Source organism: Clavibacter michiganensis subsp. tessellarius, from assembly GCF_021922985.1.
Lineage (GTDB): Bacteria > Actinomycetota > Actinomycetes > Actinomycetales > Microbacteriaceae > Clavibacter > Clavibacter tessellarius.
This window is the reverse complement of sequence record NZ_CP040788.1, coordinates 2,913,766-2,933,434: the sequence shown is the minus strand read 5'-3', so window position 1 is coordinate 2,933,434 and position 19,669 is coordinate 2,913,766. Positions and strand designations below refer to the sequence as shown.

20 protein-coding genes are annotated in these 19,669 nt (G+C 75.8%); 9 read left to right on the top strand and 11 right to left on the bottom strand.

What is annotated here, in order from left to right; translation table 11 throughout:
* Positions 1-104: 104 nt before the first annotated feature.
* The 4 genes from FGG90_RS13950 to FGG90_RS13935 all read left to right on the top strand — a co-directional run bounded on the left by FGG90_RS13950 (position 105) and on the right by FGG90_RS13935 (position 5,159).
* Positions 105-1,151 (top strand): sigma-70 family RNA polymerase sigma factor, encoded by a 1,047-nt coding sequence (locus FGG90_RS13950; RefSeq protein WP_094126433.1) that lies wholly within the window; start codon positions 105-107, stop codon positions 1,149-1,151.
* 250 nt (positions 1,152-1,401) lie between these two features.
* On the top strand, positions 1,402-1,614 hold the full coding sequence (locus tag FGG90_RS13945) for a hypothetical protein (RefSeq protein WP_094126434.1): 213 nt from the start codon (positions 1,402-1,404) through the stop codon (positions 1,612-1,614).
* A gap of 111 nt (positions 1,615-1,725) precedes the next feature.
* Complete coding sequence (locus FGG90_RS13940; RefSeq protein WP_094126435.1) at positions 1,726-4,266, top strand: excinuclease ABC subunit UvrA; 2,541 nt, start codon at positions 1,726-1,728, stop codon at positions 4,264-4,266.
* Between the two features lie 74 nt (positions 4,267-4,340).
* Positions 4,341-5,159, top strand: a complete 819-nt coding sequence (locus tag FGG90_RS13935) for a DUF2510 domain-containing protein (protein WP_094126436.1) — start codon at positions 4,341-4,343, stop codon at positions 5,157-5,159.
* A gap of 48 nt (positions 5,160-5,207) precedes the next feature.
* On the opposite strand, the gene FGG90_RS13930 is transcribed toward FGG90_RS13935, so the two are convergent.
* Genes FGG90_RS13930 through FGG90_RS13920 form a run of 3 tightly spaced genes read right to left on the bottom strand, consistent with a single transcriptional unit; the run spans position 5,208 to position 7,554 of the window.
* Positions 5,208-6,140, bottom strand: a complete 933-nt coding sequence (locus FGG90_RS13930; protein ID WP_165771352.1) for a 5-oxoprolinase subunit C family protein — start codon at positions 6,138-6,140, stop codon at positions 5,208-5,210.
* Positions 6,137-6,757 (bottom strand): 5-oxoprolinase subunit B family protein, encoded by a 621-nt coding sequence (locus FGG90_RS13925; RefSeq protein ID WP_094126437.1) that lies wholly within the window; start codon positions 6,755-6,757, stop codon positions 6,137-6,139. The genes FGG90_RS13930 and FGG90_RS13925 overlap by 4 nt, the downstream gene beginning before the upstream one ends.
* Positions 6,754-7,554, bottom strand: a complete 801-nt coding sequence (locus FGG90_RS13920; RefSeq protein WP_094126438.1) for a LamB/YcsF family protein — start codon at positions 7,552-7,554, stop codon at positions 6,754-6,756. Before FGG90_RS13920 ends, FGG90_RS13925 begins: the two co-directional genes overlap by 4 nt.
* 111 nt (positions 7,555-7,665) lie before the next feature.
* Between FGG90_RS13920 and aspS the strand changes: the two genes are divergently transcribed.
* From aspS to FGG90_RS13895, 5 genes are all read left to right on the top strand, one after another.
* The gene (gene aspS / locus FGG90_RS13915; RefSeq protein ID WP_094126439.1) at positions 7,666-8,976 is read left to right on the top strand and encodes an aspartate--tRNA(Asn) ligase; all 1,311 of its coding nucleotides are present in this window, start codon (positions 7,666-7,668) and stop codon (positions 8,974-8,976) included.
* Positions 8,977-9,204: 228 nt separating this feature from the next.
* Positions 9,205-10,440, top strand: a complete 1,236-nt coding sequence (locus tag FGG90_RS13910) for an LCP family protein (protein WP_094126440.1) — start codon at positions 9,205-9,207, stop codon at positions 10,438-10,440.
* Complete coding sequence (locus FGG90_RS13905) at positions 10,433-10,963, top strand: AAA family ATPase (RefSeq protein WP_094126441.1); 531 nt, start codon at positions 10,433-10,435, stop codon at positions 10,961-10,963. The genes FGG90_RS13910 and FGG90_RS13905 overlap by 8 nt, the downstream gene beginning before the upstream one ends.
* 134 nt (positions 10,964-11,097) lie before the next feature.
* On the top strand, positions 11,098-11,436 hold the full coding sequence (locus FGG90_RS13900) for a DUF7882 family protein (RefSeq protein WP_094126442.1): 339 nt from the start codon (positions 11,098-11,100) through the stop codon (positions 11,434-11,436).
* 100 nt (positions 11,437-11,536) lie between these two features.
* Positions 11,537-12,139 carry a DUF6518 family protein gene (locus FGG90_RS13895; RefSeq protein WP_210433012.1) on the top strand — a complete coding sequence of 201 codons (603 nt, stop codon included), beginning with the start codon at positions 11,537-11,539 and terminating at the stop codon, positions 12,137-12,139.
* Here the strand turns inward: FGG90_RS13895 and FGG90_RS13890 are convergent.
* The 8 genes from FGG90_RS13890 to FGG90_RS13855 form a co-directional block, all read right to left on the bottom strand.
* Positions 12,136-13,668, bottom strand: a complete 1,533-nt coding sequence (locus tag FGG90_RS13890; RefSeq protein ID WP_094126443.1) for a hypothetical protein — start codon at positions 13,666-13,668, stop codon at positions 12,136-12,138. The genes FGG90_RS13895 and FGG90_RS13890 overlap by 4 nt on opposite strands.
* Positions 13,665-14,306 (bottom strand): ABC transporter ATP-binding protein, encoded by a 642-nt coding sequence (locus FGG90_RS13885; protein ID WP_094126444.1) that lies wholly within the window; start codon positions 14,304-14,306, stop codon positions 13,665-13,667. The genes FGG90_RS13890 and FGG90_RS13885 overlap by 4 nt, the downstream gene beginning before the upstream one ends.
* Before the next feature lie 98 nt (positions 14,307-14,404).
* The gene (locus FGG90_RS13880; protein ID WP_094126445.1) at positions 14,405-15,652 is read right to left on the bottom strand and encodes a GDSL-type esterase/lipase family protein; all 1,248 of its coding nucleotides are present in this window, start codon (positions 15,650-15,652) and stop codon (positions 14,405-14,407) included.
* Positions 15,649-16,521, bottom strand: a complete 873-nt coding sequence (locus FGG90_RS13875) for an alpha/beta hydrolase (protein ID WP_237583432.1) — start codon at positions 16,519-16,521, stop codon at positions 15,649-15,651. Before FGG90_RS13875 ends, FGG90_RS13880 begins: the two co-directional genes overlap by 4 nt.
* Positions 16,518-17,831 (bottom strand): MFS transporter, encoded by a 1,314-nt coding sequence (locus FGG90_RS13870; protein WP_094126446.1) that lies wholly within the window; start codon positions 17,829-17,831, stop codon positions 16,518-16,520. Before FGG90_RS13870 ends, FGG90_RS13875 begins: the two co-directional genes overlap by 4 nt.
* A 109-nt stretch (positions 17,832-17,940) precedes the next feature.
* Complete coding sequence (locus FGG90_RS13865; RefSeq protein ID WP_237583430.1) at positions 17,941-19,014, bottom strand: LacI family DNA-binding transcriptional regulator; 1,074 nt, start codon at positions 19,012-19,014, stop codon at positions 17,941-17,943.
* 19 nt (positions 19,015-19,033) lie between these two features.
* Positions 19,034-19,336 carry a Dabb family protein gene (locus FGG90_RS13860; protein WP_094126447.1) on the bottom strand — a complete coding sequence of 101 codons (303 nt, stop codon included), beginning with the start codon at positions 19,334-19,336 and terminating at the stop codon, positions 19,034-19,036.
* A 46-nt stretch (positions 19,337-19,382) separates the two neighbouring features.
* A complete protein-coding gene (locus FGG90_RS13855) occupies positions 19,383-19,646 on the bottom strand; it encodes a glutaredoxin family protein (protein ID WP_094126448.1) in 264 nt (87 codons plus the stop codon).
* Positions 19,647-19,669: the final 23 nt, after the last annotated feature.

Genomic DNA, 19,669 nt, shown 5'->3' with positions numbered 1-19,669 from the left:
CGGCGAGAGCCCCGTGGCACACGGGACCTCGCAGAGACCCCCGTCGAACGGACGCGGGCCCGCATGACGATGCCGTCCGGGACGGCGCGGAAGGAACGGGCACCATGACGATGACACCGACCAGGCCCACGGCCACCGACACCACCAGCACCGACTCCGCCCTCGATCCGATCGAGGCCGTCGGCCCCGTGGATCCGTACGCGGACTCCGACCTCCCCGAGCCGTCGCTCGTCACGCCCGGCGCCAGCACCGACGCCGTCAAGGACTACCTGCGCCAGATCGGCCGCGTCCCCCTGCTCACCGCCGAGCTGGAGGTGAGCGTCGCCCGCCGCATCGAGGTGGGCGTCCTCTCCCAGGAGGTGCTGGACACCCGCACCGACCTGACGGCGTCCGAGCGCCGCGAGTACCAGACGCTCGCCCAGGACGGGATGCGCGCGAAGCAGCACCTCGTGAACGCGAACCTGCGCCTCGTCGTGAGCATCGCCAAGCGCTACACGGGCCGCGGCCTGCCGTTCCTGGACCTCATCCAGGAGGGCAACATGGGCCTCGTCCGGGCGGTCGAGAAGTTCGACTACCAGGCCGGCTTCAAGTTCTCGACCTACGCGTCGTGGTGGATCAAGCAGTCCATCACCCGGGGCATGGCCGACACGAGCCGCACCATCCGGATCCCCGTGCACACGGTGGAGCACATCAACCGGATCAACGCCGTGCAGCGTGAGCTCGCGGTGGAGCTCGGCCGCGACCCCTCCATGGAGGAGATCGCGCGCGAGTCGGACACGCCCGTCACCAAGGTGCGCTACCTGCTCGACCGCGCGCAGGAGCCCATGTCGCTGCAGGTCCTCGTGGGCGGCAGCGGCGGCGACGGCGACACCGAGATGGCCGACCTCATCGAGGACGCCGACGTCACGCAGCCCATCGACGTGGTGACGCAGCAGCTCATGGCCGCGCACGTCACGCGCCTCATCGACGGGCTCGCCGAGCGCGACGCCGAGGTCGTGCGGATGCGCTTCGGCCTCGCGGGCCTCGAGCCCCGCTCGCTCGCGTACGTCAGCCAGCAGCTCGGCGTGACGCGCGAGCGCGTGCGCCAGATCGAGAAGAAGTGCCTCGCGAAGCTCCGCATCCCGGAGCTGGAGACGTACATCCGCGGCTGATCCCGTCGCGACCACGAGGGCCGTCCGCGCTTCGGCGCGGACGGCCCTCGGGCGTCTCGGGACCTCGCTCGCCGCGCTCGTCGCGGGCCGCGGAGTCCCGTTCGGGCCCGCGTTCCTGCGGATCCGCCGAAAACCATGCGCGCTAGCCGTTAGTGCGCATACAGTCAATTCCCACCCCTCCGACGGCGCGCATCCACGCCGCGGACGACATGACGCGAGCTCGACGACGAGCCGCGATGAAGGAGGAGCCATGGCTCTCACGCAGGCCGCACCCGGCCAGACGCACGTCCCCCGCATCAGCTGGTCCCCCGTCGCCGCGGGCCTCTGGGTCGCCCGACGCGGCGACGAATTCGCCGGCATGAGCGAGGAGCGGTGGGGCGTGGGCTTCCACGTCACCGACCGCCTCGGCCGCGACGTCGGCGACTTCCCCACCCTGACCGAGGCGCGCGCCGCCCTGTCCTGACCCGTCGGCCGGGTGCGCGGCGCAGGCCGCGCGCCCGGGGACCGCTACCACCTCCGTGCGGCGAGCGCACCGACCCCGCGGTCGCGCACGCGCGGGCCTAGGGTCGAGCAGGTGCCTTCCTCCGAGATCCGCCCGCCCGCATCCGCCGCCGACGACCGCTCGGACGGATTCGTCCGGGTCCGCGGGGCATCGGAGAACACGCTCCGCGACGTGGACGTCGACATCCCGCGCGACCGCATCGTCGCCTTCACGGGCGTCTCCGGATCCGGCAAGTCGTCGCTCGCGTTCGGCACCGTCTACGCGGAGGCGCAGCGCCGGTTCTTCGAGTCGGTCGCGCCGTACGCGCGCCGGCTGATCCGGCAGGAGCAGACGCCGCACGTCGAGAGCATCACCGGCCTCCCGCCCGCGGTCGCGCTCCAGCAGCGCCGCGGGGCGCCGAGCACGCGCTCCACCGTCGGCACCGTGACGACGCTCTCCAACTCCCTGCGGATGCTGATGTCGCGCGCGGGCGCCTACCCCGCCGGCCAGGGCCGGCTCGACTCCGACGCCTTCTCCCCCAACACCGCCGCGGGCGCCTGTCCCGTGTGCCACGGCCTCGGGGTCGCGCACACCGTGACCGAGGCGTCGCTCGTGCCGGATCCGTCGCTGTCGATCCGCGACGGCGCGATCGCCGCGTGGCCCGGCGCCTGGCAGGGCAAGAACCTGCGCGACATCGCGATCGCCCTCGGCTACGACGTGGACGTGCCGTGGCGCGAGCTGCCGCAGGAGCGACGGGACTGGATCCTCTTCACGGAGGAGCAGCCCGTGGTGCAGATCACGCCGCAGCGGGACCGCGTGGCGAAGCCCTACAACGGGCGCTTCTGGAGCGCGCGCTCCTACGTGCTGCACACGCTCGCCGACTCGTCGAGCCCGCGCCTGCGCGAGGCCGCGCTCGCGCACATGGTCTCCGGCACGTGCGAGCGGTGCGGCGGCAGCGGGCTGACGCCCGAGGCGCTGGCCGTGACCTTCGCCGGCCGCAGCATCCAGCAGCTCAACGCGCTCACGCTCGCGGACCTCGCCGCGGCCATCGCGCCGACGGACGGCATGGGCGACGTGGCCGTGACGATCACGACCGACCTCGTCGCGCGCCTCGCCGTGCTCGTGGACCTCGGGCTCGGCTACCTGAGCCTCGGGCGCGTGACCACGACGCTGTCGCCCGGCGAGATGCAGCGGCTGCGGCTCGCGACGCAGCTGCGGTCCGGGCTGTTCGGCGTCGTCTACGTGCTCGACGAGCCGTCCGCGGGGCTGCATCCCGCCGACGCCGAGCCGCTCCTCGAGGTGCTCGAGCAGCTGCGCGACTCCGGCAACTCGGTGTTCGTGGTGGAGCACGACATGGACGTCGTGCGGCGGGCCGACTGGATCGTGGACGTGGGGCCGGGCGCGGGGCAGGCCGGCGGATCCGTCGTCTACAGCGGTCCCGTCGAGGGCCTCCGCGAGGTGGAGGGATCGGCGACGCGGCCGCACCTCTTCCCCGACCTCGCGCCGGCGCGCGTCGAGCGGACGCCGCGGACGCCCGTCGGCAGCATCCGCGCCACGGGCGTGACGCTGCACAACCTCGTCGACCTCGACATCGAGATCCCGCTCGGCGTGATGGTGGCGGTGACGGGCGTCTCGGGATCCGGGAAGTCGACGCTCGTGAGCCGCGTGCTGCCGGACCTGCTGCGGGCGTCGCTCGCACCCGACCGCGTCGTGGTCGAGCCCGGGGACGCGGGCGACGGCGAGCCCGCCGACGACGCCTCGGGGCCCGCGCGCATCGCCCGGGTCGAGGGCGCGGAGGCCGTGGACCGGCTCGTCGCGGTCGACCAGCGCCCCATCGGCCGCACGCCGCGCTCGACGCTCGCCACCTACACGGGCCTGTTCGACGCGGTGCGGCGCACCTACGCGGCGACGGACGAGGCGCGGGCGCGCGGATACGGCGCCGGCCGGTTCTCCTTCAACGTCGCGGGCGGGCGGTGCGAGACCTGCCAGGGGGAGGGGTCCGTGACCGTCGAGCTCCTCTTCCTGCCCGGCTCGTACGGACCGTGCCCCACGTGCCACGGCGCCCGGTACGAGCCGGCGACCCTGGAGATCGAGTACCACGGACGCTCGATCGCGGACGTGCTCGCCATGACGGTGGACGAGGCGCACGGCTTCCTCGCCGACGTGCCGCTCGCCGCCCGCGCGCTCGCGACGCTCCGCGACGTGGGCCTCGGCTACCTGCGGCTCGGCCAGCCCGCGACGGAGCTGTCGGGCGGCGAGGCCCAGCGGATCAAGCTGGCCACCGAGCTGCAGCGCGCCCCACGCGGCCACACCCTCTACCTGCTCGACGAGCCGACGACCGGGCTGCACCCGGCGGACGTCGTGCTGCTCCTCCGCCAGCTGCAGGGGCTCGTCGACGCGGGCAACACGGTCGTCGTCGTGGAGCACGAGATGGACGTCGTGGCGGACGCCGACCGCGTGATCGACCTCGGGCCGTCCGGCGGCGACCAGGGCGGCCGCATCGTCGCGCAGGGCACCCCGCGCGAGGTCGCCGACACGGCCGGGAGCCGCACCGCGCCCTACCTCGCCCGGCGGCTCGACGCGTCCGGGACGGGGGCCGCGCGGGTCGGTGCGACGCCCGACGGGCGTCGGTAGTCTGACCTCCGGCGCCATCGCCCGCGCGCGTCGACGCCCGACGGCATCCCGCACCTCTCTCCTAGGAGCACCTCGTGACTGATTCGACCGGAACACCCTCCACGCCCGCGGGCTGGTACGCGGACCCCGCCGGATCCGACCGCCTGCGCTGGTGGGACGGCACCCGCTGGACCGACCACCTGACGGACGCGCCGACGGCGGGCGCGGGCGCGTCGGCGTCGGAGACCGCGTCCGGATCCGGGGAGCGGGCCGCGGACGCCGCGACCGCGCCGGCCACGGCGCACGTGCCGCCGGTCGCGTCGCCGCCCGCGTACGCGCAGCAGCCGTACTCGCAGCAGCCCTACGCCCAGCAGCCCCGCTCGCAGCAGCCGTACGCCCAGCAGCCCTACTCCCCGGCCGGCTACGGCGCCCCGACCCCGCCGCCGAAGGTGCCCGCGGGCACGTCGCCGTGGACCTGGGCGATCTGGGTGCTGGCGGCGCTGCCGGTGGTCTCCCTGATCCTCGCGTCGAGCGCCGACTTCCGCAGCGCCATCCCCGCGTCGCCGTACGACCGCGGGCCGATCATGCCCGACCTCGGCATGGTGGTGCTGCAGCTCGTGAGCTTCCTCGTCTACGGCGTCGGCGTCCTGATCGCCTACCTCGACTGGCGCGACCTCGGGCGACGCGGCATCGTCCGCCCCTTCCACTGGGCGTGGACCTTCCTCGGCAGCGGCGTCTACGTGATCGGCCGGTCCGTCATCGTCCGGCGCCGCATCGAGGGCTCGCCGGGCCGCGCGCTGTCCCCGATCTGGGTCTGGGCCGCCCTGACCTTCCTCGTGCTCCTGGTCGGCGCCGTGAAGTGGCTGGAGGCCTTCGTGGGCGTCATGCAGCGGTACGGCACCTACGGCTACTGATCCACGCGCGCTCCGCCGCCCCACCCGCGCCCCGGTCGGCGCGTCCGCTCACACGAGACGGATGCGCTGGCCGGGGCGCAGCTGCGCCGCCAGCCGGACGTCGTCGCGCGCGACCACGCCGATCACCGGATAGCCGCCCGTCATGGGGTGGTCGGCGAGGAACAGGATCGGACGGCCCGAGGGCGGGACCTGGAGCGCGCCCGTGACGACGCCCTCGCTGGGGAGCTCGCCGGCGACCCGCCGCTCGAGGGGTCGGCCGTCGAGGCGGACGCCCACGCGGTCGGCCTCGGCCGTGACCTCCCACGTGCCGTCGAGGAGGGCGTCCCAGGATCCGTCGACGAACCAGTCGAGACGCGGGCCCGGCGCGACGCGGAGGACCACCTCGCCGTCGGCGGGCGCCGAGACGGCCAGGGAGTCGACGGGCGGGACGGGGCCCGCGACGGCGGATCCCACGGGCAGCGCGTCGCCGACCGCCACCGGCGCGGGTCCCACGCGGGAGAGCAGGTCGGTGGCGCGCGATCCGAGCACGGGCGGCACGTCCACTCCGCCGCGTACGGCGAGGTACCAGCGGATGCCGCGCTCGGCCGTGCCGACCTCGAGCACGTCGCCCGCGTCGAGCAGCATCGCCCGGGCGTAGGGCGCGGGGCGCGCCGCGCGGCCCACCGTGCGCGTGAGCGGGCCGACGGCTCCCGTCACGGCCACCCACACGGCGGCGGTCGCGCGCAGCACGGCGCCGCCGAGCACGATCTCGAGGCCCGCGGCACCGGGCGCGTTGCCGACGAGGAGGTTGGCGTCGGCGAGGGCCCGGGGATCCAGGGCGCCGGAGGGCGAGACGCCGATGCCGCCGTGGCCGGGGCGGCCGGCGTCCTGCACGAGCATCAGCGGGCCGGTGCGCTCGACGACGAGCGCGGGCGCGGCGGCGGCCGTGGCGCGGCGTCCTCGGCGGGCGGGCGCCGGGTCGAGCGGCGCGGGCCCGGTCACGCGCCCACCTCGCGGAAGCGCACGGACGATCCGGGCTGCAGGAGCGCCGCCGGCTCGCGCTCGGGATCCCACAGCACCGCCCGCGTCGTGCCGATGAGCTGCCAGCCGCCCGGGGAGGCGCGCGGGTAGATGCCGCTGAACTCGCCCGCGAGCGCGACGGCGCCCGCCGGGACGCGCGGCCGCGGCGACGTGCGGCGCGGCACCTCGAGGCCGGGCACCCCGGCGAGGTACCCGAATCCGGGCGCGAAGCCGCCGAACGCGACCGTCCAGGTGCCGGCCGTGTGCCGCGCGACGACCTCGCGCGCGTCGACGCCGAGGAGCGCGGCGACGTCGGCCAGGTCCTCGCCGTCGTAGACCACCTCGATCTCGACGGGGGCGCCGCCGCGGGCGCCCGCCTCCGACTCGGGCGTGGCGGCGAGCGCCCAGGAGCGCGCGGCGGCGAGCGGGAGCACGCGCGGATCCACCGTGACGAGGATGCTGCGCGCGCCCGGCACCACGTCGACGACGCCGCGCGGCCGGGTCGCGTCGAGCACGGGCTGCAGGCGGAGGACCTCGTCGAGGGAGTCGAGGTCGAGCATCACGGCGGCGTCGCCGCACGGCAGGAGCCGGAGCGTCACAGGGCGCGCCGGTCGCGGGCCGGGAGGGAGCGCTCGTCCGCGTCGGGCACCGGGCGGATCTCGACGCCCGCCTCCTCGAGGGCCGCGCGCACGGCCCGGGCGAGGCCCACGGCGCCGGGGGTGTCGCTGTGCAGGCAGATGGAGTCGGGGTCGAGCCGCACGACGGATCCGTCGACCGCCACGACCGTGCCCTCCGTCGCCATGCGCACCGAGCGCGCCGCGACCTCGGCCGGGTCGTGGACCACCGCGCCCTCCTGCCGCCGGGAGACCAGCGCGCCCTCGGGCGTGTAGGCGCGGTCGGCGAAGGCCTCGACGCGCGTCGGCAGCCCGGCGTCCGCCGCGAGCCGGAGGATCTCGGAGCCGGGGAGCCCGAGCACGGGGAGCGTCGGATCCAGCGCGACGACGGCGTCCACGACGGCCTGCGCCTGCACGGGGTCGTGCGCGATGCGGTTGTACAGCGCGCCGTGCGGCTTGACGTACGAGACGCGCGCGCCGACCGTGCGGGCCATGCCGCTGATCGCCGCGAGCTGGTAGAGCACGTCGCCCGTGAGCTCGGCGGGCGAGGCGTCGAGGTCGCGGCGGCCGAACCCCGCGAGGTCGCGGTAGGCGACGTGCGCCCCGACCGCGACGCCGTCCCGGGCCGCGCGCTCGAGCGCGTGCAGCATGACGAGGGGATCCCCGGCGTGGAACCCGCAGGCCACGTTCGCGCTCGAGACGATGGCGAGCATCGCGTCGTCGTCGCCCAGGGTCCAGCGGCCGAATGACTCGGCGAGGTCGCTGTTGAGGTCGATCTGCATGGCGTCTCCCCTGCACCGGGTGCGGCGGCCGCGCGCGCGGCGCCGTCCCCACCAGGCTAGGCGGCCCGCGGGGCGACCGGTCCGACAGCGGCGCGGATAGACTCGACGACCGTGACCTCACGCACCCTCATCAAGAACCTGGCCGCCCTCGACGACGGGGACGTGGCCGTCTCCGGATGGGTCGAGACCGTCCGGGACCAGAAGAAGATCCAGTTCGTGATCCTCCGCGACGAGTCCGGCGCGGTGCAGCTCACCTACAAGCGCCAGGGCGACGAGGACGCGACCGCCGACGCCATCTCGGGCCTCGCCGCAGGCACGTTCCTCACCGCCACCGGCACGCTCAAGCACGACGAGCGCGTCAAGCTCGGCGGCCTGGAGATCGGCCTGTCCGGCATCGAGATCGCGGGCGCCGCCATCCCCGAGACGCCCATCGCGGCCGACTCCTCCATCGACAAGCGCCTCGACTGGCGCTTCATCGACCTCCGCGCGCCCCGCAACTCGCTGATCTTCCGCGTGCAGACCACGCTCGTGCACGCGCTGCGCACCTACTGGGTCGAGCACGACTTCATCGAGGTCTTCTCCCCCAAGCTCATGGCCACGCCCTCCGAGTCGAACGCCGAGCTGTTCAAGGTCGACTACTTCGACGGCGTCGCGTACCTCGCGCAGAGCCCGCAGTTCTTCAAGCAGATGGCGCAGTCCGCGGGCTTCGGCAAGATGTTCGAGGTCGGCCCGGCGTTCCGCGCCGACCCGTCGTTCACCTCCCGCCACGCGACCGAGTTCACGTCGGTGGACGCGGAGATCAGCTGGGTCGAGAGCCACGAGGACGTCGCGCGCCTCCAGGAGGAGCTCATCGTCGCCGCGCTCACCGCGGTGAAGGAGAAGCACGGCGACGAGATCCGCGAGCTGTTCGACGTGGAGGTGACCGTGCCGAGCATCCCGTTCCCGCGGATCCCGCTGCTGGAGGCCAAGGACATCGTCGCGAAGCGCGGCCACGTGATCGACCGCGCCGACGACGACCTCGACCCCGAGGGCGAGCGCCAGATCGCCGCCCACGTGATGGAGGAGTTCGGCCACGAGTTCGTGTTCCTCACGGACTACCCGTCGTCGATCCGGCCGTTCTACCACATGCGGAACGCCGAGGACCCGTCGATCACGAACAGCTACGACCTCATCTGGAACGGCGTCGAGATCACCACGGGCGCCCAGCGCGAGCACCGCGTCGAGGTGCTCGAGGCGCAGGCCCGCGAGAAGGGCCTCGACCCCGAGGAGCTCGGCTCGTACCTCGACTTCTTCCGCTACGGCGTGCCCCCGCACGGCGGCTTCGGCATGGGCCTCAACCGCGTGCTGATGCTGCTGCTGCACCAGTCGAACCTGCGCGAGGTCACGTACCTGTTCCGCGGCCCGAACCGGCTCGCGCCCTAGGCACCGCTCGCTCCATCGGACGGCCCGATCCCCTCGCGGGGGTCGGGCCGTCTCGCGTCCGGGCACGGGCACGGGCACGGGCACGGGCGCAGGGGCGGGGCGACGGGTCGCGGCGACGCGCGCGGATCTACATCGCTCGGGGGAACCGCCGCCGGGACCCGGTCCGTAGCGTGGCAGGCACCGCCGATCCGCCCGGGACGGCCGCACGCCCGACGCCGAGGAGCCCGCATGCCCCACGAGACGCGACCCGACCGGCGCACCGCTCCCGGCATCGCCCGGCACGGCCGGCTGCGGAGGCCGAGCGGCGTGCGGACGGCGGCGCTGGCGGTCGTCGTCGTGGCCGCCGTCGCGGTGGTGAGCACCGGATCCGTCGCCGCGGTCGCCGCGTGGGACCTCGCGCGGACGGTGCAGGACAACGCCGTCGACATCGGGGACGGGCAGGCGCCGCCGCCGTCCATCGGCGGGATCGACGGCGGGGCGAACGTCCTGCTGGTCGGCGGCGACACCCGCGAGGGCCAGGGCGACGGCTACGGCACCGACCCCACCGTGAACACGGGCAACCTCAACGACGTCACGATGCTCCTCCACATCAGCGAGGACCACACGCGCGCGACCGTCGTCTCCTTCCCGCGCGACATGCTGGTCGACATGCCCGCGTGCACCCGTCCGGACGGCACGGAGGAACCCGCGGCCTCCGGAGAGCAGATCAACGTGGCGCTCAAGCACGGCGGTCTGCCGTGCGTCGTCCGGGCCGTCGAGGCGATCACGGGCCTCGAGGTCCCGTACGGCGGCCTGATCCAGTTCACCGGGGTCGTCGAGATGTCGAACGCCGTGGGCGGGGTGCCTGTCTGCATCGCCAACCGCCTGCGCGACCGCAAGACGGACCTCGACCTGCAGCCCGGGATCCACCCGCTGCAGGGGCGCGAAGCCGTCCAGTTCCTCCGCACGCGGTACGGGGTGGGCGACCAGAGCGACATCTCCCGCATCAGCAACCAGCAGGTGTTCCTCAGCGCGCTGCTGCGCACCATCACGGCGACGGACACGCTCACGAACCCGGCCAAGGTGTACGGGATCGCGCGCGCGGCCATCGACAACATGGTGCTGTCGACCTCGCTCGACAGCCCGGCCGCGATCGCGTCGCTGGCCCTCACGGTCAAGGACATCCCCCTCGACCGGTTCACCTTCGTGCAGTACCCGAGCATCCGGCTGGAGAGCGGGCGCGTGGCGCAGGACGTCGCGAAGGGCGACGAGATGATCCGCCTCATCGCGGCCGACGCCGACTTCACCCTCGCGCCGGGGAGCACCGGCGAGGGCGTCGCCGCGCCGCAGCCCGCGGCCGGGGCGCCGAGCACGCCGACGCCCGACACGGGTGCCGCGCCCTCCGCGGACCCGTCCGCGCCGGCCGTGCTGCCCGAGGGCGTGACCGGCCAGACCGCCTCGGAGGAGACCTGCTCGAATGGCTGACGCCCTCCCGCCCGCCGTGTTCCTCGACGGCACCTACGGCGTCGGCAAGAGCGCCGTGCTCGACCACCTCGGCGACCTGCTCGCCGCCGAGGGGACGCCGTTCGCGCTGATGGACGTGGACGGGTTCCACCGGTCGTGGCCGACGGCGCCGGGGGATCCGGACAACGTGCTCGTCGAGGCCCGCGCGATGGCCGCCACCTGGGCCGCGTACCGGACGGCGGGGCCGCGGCAGCTGGTGGTCAGCGGCGTCCTCGCGGAGCGCGCCGACCTCGACCGGTACCGAGAGGCGCTCGGGGTCGACGTGCGGTGCGTGCGCCTGACCGCGTCCGACGCCGTCGTCGAGGCGCGGCTGCGGTCCCGGTACGACGCGGATCGCGCGGCCGCGCTCGACTGGCACCTGGCGCGCTTCCGCGATCTCGCCGCGCGGCAGGAGCGGGCGGGCCTCGCCGAGGCGGTCGTCGCGACCGACGGCCTCGCCCCGCGCGAGGTCGCCCGGCGGGTGCGGGCCGCGCTCGCCTTCTGACGCCCGTCGGGCGTCCGCCCGCGATCTCCGGCGCTGGCGATGTCCGCCTCCCGGACGTGCGCGCGCTCCCGATCCGCCCGACTTTCCCCAGGTGCCGTAATGTGTCGCACAGCACCCAGCCGAGAGGGAGAGCAGTGGGCCAGCTCATCTACGACGCGACGACGCGCACCACGATCGACGACCGCGCGCTCGCCCACCTCCAGATCGTGATGCTCGGCAAGCTCCGCCGGAAGGAGAGCTTCGCGTTCTCGTGGAAGTACCCGGCCGCCGAGGGCGACGGGCGCAGCACGGTCTGGATCGCGCCCGAGCTCCCCCTGCACTTCCGGTTCTCCGGCAGCCGGCCCCCGGCGATCAACCCGGCCTGGGTCGACGTGCTGATGGACAGCGCGAACTCCGCGACCGGCCTGCACCTCCTGCCCGAGCCGCCGCAGAGCGAGCCCCGGCGACCCGCGCACGAGCTCGGCGGCGACTGACCGGGACCGGCCTCCCGCGCCTGCGCTCTGCATCGCGCGGCGGACGCGCATGGGCCGCGCGGGCGATGACCGGGCGGGCCGTGGCTGCGACGCTCGGGAGATGAGCAGCACCGTCCCCACCGGCCCCGGCGCCTCCGCCTCCTCCGTCTCCTCCGCCCAGCAGCGCGAGACGCTCCGCAGCGGGATCACGGCGACGGCCGTCGTCCTCGTCACGGGCCTCGTGGTCGGCGGCCTCACCAGCCCGGCGCAGGGCGCGCTGCCCGACGAGCTGCGGTCGTTCGCGAACTCCGCGGGCGGATGGAGCATGCTTGCGTTCCTCGGCGTGTGGCTCTCGCGCGCGCGTCCGCCGCTCGGCGCCGTGCTGGGCGCCGTGTCGTTCGTCGCGATGGTGGAGGCGTACGGCGTCGTCAGCCTGTGGCGTGGCGACTTCCTCGCGGATCCGCTGTCCAGCACGTGGATCCCCGTGGGCCTCGTCGCCGGCCCCGTCATCGGCCTCGGCGCCGCGCTCGTGCGGCACGGATCGCGGGGCTGGGCGATCGCGGCGGTCGCGGGCCTCGCGCTGATCCTCGCCGCAGAGGGCGTGTACGGGCTCGCGCTGCTCGGCGCGACCACGAGCCCGGTCTACTGGACGATCGAGCTGGTCGCGGGCGCCGGCTTCCTCGCGACGGCGGTGCTGCGCGGTCCCGGGACGCGTCCGGCCTAATCGCGCCCCTTCGCGATCCGGCGCCGGGCCCGGTACGCGATGCCCGCCGCGATCGGCAGCGCCAGGGCCGCGCCGAGCGGACCCGCAGCGGAGGTCGCCGTGACGACCGCCAGCGCGGATCCGCCCGCGAGCAGGAGCGCGTCCGCCTGCCACGCCGCGACCACCAGCGCGGAGGCGTCGCCGGCCGGCGTGACCACGGGCGCCATGACCTCGAGCGGCAGCGGCCCCTTGGCGGCGTCGAAGGCGCGCACCGCCACGAGCACCAGCGCGATCCCGGGCGCGGCCAGGAGCCCCGCGGGATCCGCGCCCTGCGTCACCGCGACGCCCGCGCCCACCAGCGCGCCGACGACCCCGGCCGCGGCCGGCAGGATCGCGTGCAGCGCCAGCAGCCGGCCCGTGGGGATCCCATAGAGCGGCGGGGCGGACGACACGTCGACCACGTGCCGGAACCCGTCGGCCCACACGCCGAGCGCGAGGAAGCCGACGAGCGCGGCCGCGGCGGCCGGGATCCCGAGGCCGACGCCCGCGCCGCCGACGGCCGTCGCGACCAGGCCGCCCGAGGTCGCGACGCCGAGCACGGCCGCGGCGGCGCGGACCGGCGTGCGGAGGGATCCGACGAGGTCGCGCCGCAGGATCAGCGTCGGCAGCGAGCGCCCGCGCACGGCCGCGAGCCCGCGCCCGATCCGCGGGACGGGCCGGAAGCCGCCCGCCGCCATCGCGAGGTCGCCCGTGGTCGCGAGCGTCGTCGCCGCCTCCCACCGTCGGGCCTGCGCGACGAGGTCCGGTCCGCGGAGGCCCCGGAGCAGCATGGGGGCCGCCGCGACCGCGACGACGGCGATCGCCGCCAGGACGCCGAGCGCCGCGACCGATCCCGGCGGCAGCCCCGCGGACCCGGTCGCCGTCCCCGGGAAGAGCGCGGCGAGGGCGCCCCACGGCGGCAGGGGCGCGCGCGTCAGGAGGCCGAGCCCGGTGGATCCGAGCAGCACCGCGCCGACCGCGGCCCGCGCCCCCGGGGCCAGCCGCTGGCCGAGCAGCCAGCATCCGGCGACCGCCACGCCCGCGAGCGCCCCGCCCGCCGCGAAGGCGACTACCGGGATCGGATCCGCGTCGCCCGCGATCAGCAGCGCGAGCGCCGGCAGCACCGCGACGAGCGCGCCGAGCGCCGCCCAGCCGACGACGGCCTGCGCCGTCGGCCGTCGCAGCACCGCCGCGCGCGGGAGCGCGCTGCCGCCGAGCGCCGACGCGAGGAAGGGCGACAGGAGCGCGGGCCCCCGCGCGCCGCCGGCCGCGAGGAGGGCGGTGGCCGCGATCCCCCATGTCGCGGCGGTCGCGGTCGGGCCGTGCGCGCGGAGCGCGGCGGCCGCGGCCGGCTCCGCGAGCTCCATCACGACCGCCCGCAGCAGCGGGAAGCCGAGGATGAGCACCACGAGCGCGCCCGCGTAGACGGCGTAGGCGACGTCCATGGCGGAGGCGCCGCCGCGCTCGTCCCGGATCCCCCGGACGACGCGGAGCGCGCGGCCCGCCCTCACGCCGCGTCGCCGACGAGCGCGACGCTCCGGCGGGCCACCGCGTCCCGCAGCACCGGGCTGTGCGTCGCGAGCACGAGCGTCCGACCATCCTCGAGCTCCTCGCGGAGGATCCCGATCACCAGCTGGAGCCGGTCGGGATCCAGCCGCTGCTCGGGCTCGTCGAGGAGCAGTACGTCGTAGGGCCGCACCGTCGCCATGGCGAGGGCCGCGAGCTGCGACTGCCCGGAGGAGAGCTCGTGCGGGAAGCGGCGGGCCAGCGGCGCGAGGCGCCAGCGCTCGAGGTGGTCCGCGGCCCGGGTGCGCGCCCGGTCCGCGTCGCTCCCCCACGAGGCGGCGATCACGGCGAGGTGCTCGGCGAGCGTGAGGTCGCGGGCGACGGGCGGGTGCCCGATGGCCCCGGACACCGCGCGGCGGAACTCCGCGCGCCGCTCGTCGACGGGGCGGCCGGCGACGCGCGCGGATCCGGTGCTCGGCCGGGTGAGCCCCGCCAGCACCCGCAGCAGCGTGGTCTTCCCCGCGCCGTTGGGGCCGGTGACGGCGACGGCCTCGCCCGCGGCGGCGGTCAGGTCGGTCGGCCGGAGGAGCGGCACCCCGTCGACGACCACCGACACCCGCTCGACCTCGACCCGCTCCGCCATGGCGCCCATCCTCCCGCATCGGCCCACGTGCGCTCCCGGCGCGCGCCGGCACGGGCGCCCGGGCGCGACCCGTCCGACGCGCGCTCGTCAGCCGCGCGTCAGCCGCCGGCCGCGGCGAGCAGGCCCGCGCGCGGCACCAGCCCGTCGTCGGCGAACACCCGCGACACCCACCTGCGCCCCATCTCCGCGTACAGCGCCGCGTCCGGATGCAGCCCGTCCGGCAGCGGGAAGCGCTCCACGTCGCCGGGCCCGTACAGCGCGAGCCCGTCGAGGTGGTGGATCCGCTCCCCCGCCTCGGCGCGCACGCGAGCGACGTGCCGCACGTGGATCCGCGACTCCGCCAGCGTGAGCGCGCCCCGCGCCACGTCGGCCGGGTCGCCCGCCGCGAAGCAGCGCACCGACCCGTCGTCGCGGATCTCGACCCCGGGCGGCCCCGGCACGTGCTCGCTGCCCGGCCAGAGGATCGAGGACGCCAGCACGACGGGCGTCTCCCGGTGCCCGCGCCGCACCCGGTCGAGGAAGCCGTGCAGGGCGGGCACGAAGGTGCGCTGGTCCATCGACCGCGCCCCGACGACGTTGATCCCGACGCTCAGCGAGATCACGTCGGCGGGCTCGTCGGCGATGGCGTCGGCGACGAACGGGTCGAGCATGCACTGCCCGCCGAAGCCGAGGCCGACCAGGTCGAGGCCCGCCCGACGCGCGGCGACCACGGGCCAGGGTCCCGTCGCGTCCGGTGCCTCCACGCCGTGGCTGATGGAGCTGCCGTGGTGGATCCAACGCGGCAGCCCGAGCGGCGCCGCGGCCCGCACGGGCCCGGCGCCGCCGATCGCCTCGATCGCGAGCAGGTCGACGACCATGCCCTGCGGCAGCCAGACGGTGACGGTCGTCATCCCGCGTCCGAGCCCCGCGAGCACGACCGCGGACGCCCCGCCCGCGTCGCCCACGCACGTCTCCTCGGCCGTGTCGCCCGCGGACGAGATGCGGCGCACGACGTCCACCGGCGCCGTGACGGGCGGGAGCTCCCCGCCGTCGACCTCGGCGACGAACGCGTTGCGCGGCCCCGGCAGCTCGTCGAAGTGGATCCGCGTGCAGCGCACCCGGAGCCGGACCGCCTTGGCCTCCGTCTCGAAGCGGATCCGCACGCCGCCCGCCGTGGACACCTGCGCCCGCAGCAGCTCGCCAGCGGGCGGGAAGTCGCGCCACCGGTGCACGGGCAGGCGCACCGGACGCACCCCGCCCGGCACGGGGACGAGCCCGAGGTGGCCGTGGACGCGCACGGATCCGCCGCCGAGCGCGACGACCTCGCCGCTCCCCGGCGCCTCCGCGACCCGCGGTCCCCCGCTCACGCGGGCCCGCCCGCCGCGCCGTCCGCGTCCCGCCCGCCCGCCGCGCCGTCCGCATCCGCCGCGCCCCCAGCGTGCGCCGCCACGTGCGCGACCGTCCGCGCGATCACCTCGTCGCGCTGCGGGAGCTGCGCCCAGCCGTGGTCCGCGCCGTCGACGACCACGAGGTCCGCCCGGTCGCCGAGCGCGTCGGGCGCCAGATACCGCCGGGCGTACGAGACGGGCACGAAGTCCTCGGTGCCGTGCAGCAGCAGCGCCGGGCCGTCGTATCCCGCGGCGCGCGCGTACGGATCGAAGCCGAGCGCATCGTCCCGCATGGCCGGACCCATGCGCATCCCGGCGAAGTCGAACCAGCCGTCGTCGTCGAGCGACGCGAGCGACCGGCCCTGGAGCGTGCCCGCGCGGATGTCGTCCACGAAGACGGCCGCGGTCGACCACATCGCGAGCGACCGGATCCGCGCCCCCGCCGCCGTCTCCTCCGCCGCGACGACCGACGCCACGACGGCGCCGAGGCTCATGCCCACGAGGTGCACGTCGTCCGGATCAGCCTCCGGCAGCGCCCGCACCGCGTCGAGCACGCGCCGCGCGTCCGCCACGTCGCCCGTGACCGTGGTGTCGAGGAACTCGCCGTCGCTCTCGCCGTGGCCCGCGCGGTCGTAGGCGACCACGCCGATCCCCGCCTCCGCGAGCCGCCGCGCGAGCGCCACGAAGACGCCGGTCGTCTCCACGCGCGAGCCGCCGAAGCCGTGCATCAGCACCGCGGTGGGCCGTGGCCCGGGAGCGTCGGCGAGGTGCTGCGACCCGCGGAGCACGAGCCCTCGCACGGCCGCCTCGAACGGGCGGATGCGCATCGCGCCGGCCGAGCGGCTCACGCGACCGCCTCCACGGTCCGCACCGAGGCCGTCGGCGGCACGGTGTCGCCCTCGACGTCGAACGCGGTGCCGCGCGCGCGCCGGAAGCCGATCCACCCCACGAGGAAGCCGGCGGCCGCGACGACCGAGACGCCGACGTAGACCCCCTGCGGGTCCAGCGCGAGGAGCGCGGGCGTCACGGCGTTGAGGCCGGCCGTCGCGAAGCGCGCGACCCCGTACACGGTGCCCTGCGCGGTGGAGCGCAGCAGCGTCGGGAAGGACTCCTGCGTCCAGACCTTCATGATCGTCTCGAAGCAGAAGGCGCCCGCGAAGGTCGAGAGCACCACCGACACCACGAGGGTGGGCAGGCTGAAGCCCAGGACGACGGGGATGAGGTTCGACGCGACCACCACGACGGATCCGACGACGAAGTACGGCATCCGGAACCGCGTGTCCGCGACCGACATGAACCAGAGCGCGCCGAGCACGGCGGCCGGCATCGCGAGGATCGTCCACGACTGGTACCGGTCCACCGGGACGCCCGCGACGCTGACCGCGACGTACGTGCCGAAGCTCCCGGCCACGCTGATGGCCAGCGACGCGAGCGTGTAGTAGACGAGCAGGGTCGCGAACGGGCGGCGGTACGCGGGCCGGCCGAGGTCGCGGATCCGCCCCCGCTGCGCCCGCACGGTGCGCGCCCCGTCGGAGCGCTCGCGGCGCGCGACGAGCCAGGACGCCGACTCGGGGATGGTGGCGCGCATCAGCAGCACGACGAGGCCGACGACGCCGAACGCGCCGAACATCACGTGGCCGCCGGTGGGCCCCGCCTGGCCGAACAGGATGCCGATGACCACGGCCATCAGGATCCCGAAGCCGCCCAGCAGGTTCGAGAACACGAGGATCTTGCCGCGGTTCCGGTCCGTCGCCGCCTCGGAGACGGTCGCGAGCGCCACCGGCAGGTCCGCGCCCACCCCGACGCCGATGAGCGCGATCCCAGGCAGCAGCACGTCGATCGAGACGCCGAGGAACGGCGTGGCCGACCCGACGACGATCAGCGTCATGGTGGTCAGGAACACGCGGCGCCGGCCGAACCGGTCGCCCGCCCATCCGCCGAGGAGGGAGCCGGCGGCGACCCCCGCGGTGAGCACGGCCGTGAGGTAGCCGACCTCCGCGCCCGTGAGCCCGGGTCCTCCCGTGGGCGGCGCGAGGAAGAGCACGAGCGCGATCCCCACGCCCGTCGTGGCGGCGGCGTCGACGAACGTCGCCATCCCGCACACGAAGCCCACCCACCAGGCGTTCGGGGCCACGCGGGCCCCCTCGACAGCGGTCATCCCATACTCCTTCGTATGCGTCGTGAGATCGCGACCCGGTCGGGCACCTGGCGCGCGGACAGGATGCTACAACGATCTAGCACCCGACCGGAAGTCCCGTTCCCACTCCTCAGCGGACGGGGCCGACCGAGGCCCCGGCCGCGAGGGCCATCGGGATCCGGTGCACGGCGGGCTCCGCCTCCCGGTCGAACAGCAGCTCCACGGCGAGGCGCCCGAGCTCCAGCTGCGGCAGCGCGACCGAGGCGAGCGGCGGATCCAGCGCGCGGCTGATCGCGCTCCCGTCGAAGGCGACCACCGACACGTCCTCCGGCACGCGCAGCCCCGCGCGGTGCAGCGCCTGGTAGGCCCCCGCGGCCACGGCGTCGTTCGCGCAGACGAGGGCGGTCGGCCGGGCCCCGGATCCGAGCAGCGCGGCCACCGCGTCGCGTCCGTCGGCCGTGTCCCAGTCGCGCTCCACGTCCCGCACGCCCGCGAGGACGAGGCCCGCGTCGGCGAGCGCGCGGCGCACCCCGGCGAGCCGCTCCTCGAGCGCGAGCGGCGCCCAGCCGCGCCACGCCGGCCCGCCCGTGACCCCGGCGGGCAGGCCGCCGACGAACCAGATCCGATCCCGGTGGCCGAGGTCGACGAGCAGGCGCGCGGCGTCGTGGCCCGCGGCGTCCTCGTCCGGCACGACCGCCGACGCCGTGCCGCGGGCGGGCACGCAGTTGAGCAGCACGTGCGGCACCTGGTCGAGGAGGGCGGGCGGCTCCACGACGCGCGTGAACATGGAGGCGTAGAGCACGCCGTCGACGGCCCGTCCGAGCAGGCTCTCGAGGAGCTGCTCCTCCTGCCGCGCGTCGCCCTGCGTGTCGACGGTGAAGAGGATCGTGTCCCGCTCGCGCAGCGCGTCGAGCGCCCCGCGGACCATCGAGTTCGCGTGCGACGTGCTGCTGACGAAGTCGGACACGAGCGCGACCGTGCCGGAGCGGCCGGTGCGGAGGGTCCGGGCGGTCATGTTCGGGCGGTAGCCGAGCTCGTCGGCGGCCTGCCGGATCCGCTCGATCGTGTCCACGGAGAGCCGCTGGTCGGTCCGCCCCGTGAGGGCGAAGGAGACCGCGGACCGCGAGACCCCAGCGCGCTCCGCCACCTGCGCGAGCGTGATGCGGCGCCGGGGCGCCCGGGAGCCCCCGTCGCGTCCGGTCACGCGGTCATCCGCGGCGACGTCAGACCTCGAAGTCGACCGACGCCGCGGACGACACGAGGCTCCGCACGACGGCGGCGACGCGCTGGTGCTCCGGGTGCACGTCGTACGCGTCGAGGGCCGCGCGGTCGTCGAAGTCGGCGATGAGCACGAGGTCGTGGCTGCGGGCGGATCCGACGACGTCGCGCCCCACCTGGAAGGACCGGATGCCGGGCACCAGCGCCGGCAGGGTCCCGAGCGCCTCCGCGGCGCGGGCCGCGTCGCGGTCGAGGGCGGCGGGATCGCGGTCGGCGAGCTTCCAGGAGACGACGTGGCGCAGGGTCATGCGACGACCCTAGCCGCGCGCGGCACGCGCCGGCGGACGGCCCGGGTCAGCGGGCGTCGAGCGCGGCGCGCAGCCGGCCGGCGTCGATCCGCCAGTGGTTGTGCACGCGGCCGTCGATGAGCAGCACCGGGATCTCCTCCGCGTACTCCTCGGCGAGCGCGCGGTCGTCGAGGATGCTCCGCTCCTCGAGCGTGACCTCGGCGCCGCGCGCCGGGTCGAGCTCGCCGAGCACGCGGGTCACGACGTCGCGGGCGTCGTCGCAGAGGTGGCAGCCGGGCTTGCCGACGAGGGTGAGGACCGTTGCGCTCATCCGCCCAGCGTAGGCGAGCCCGG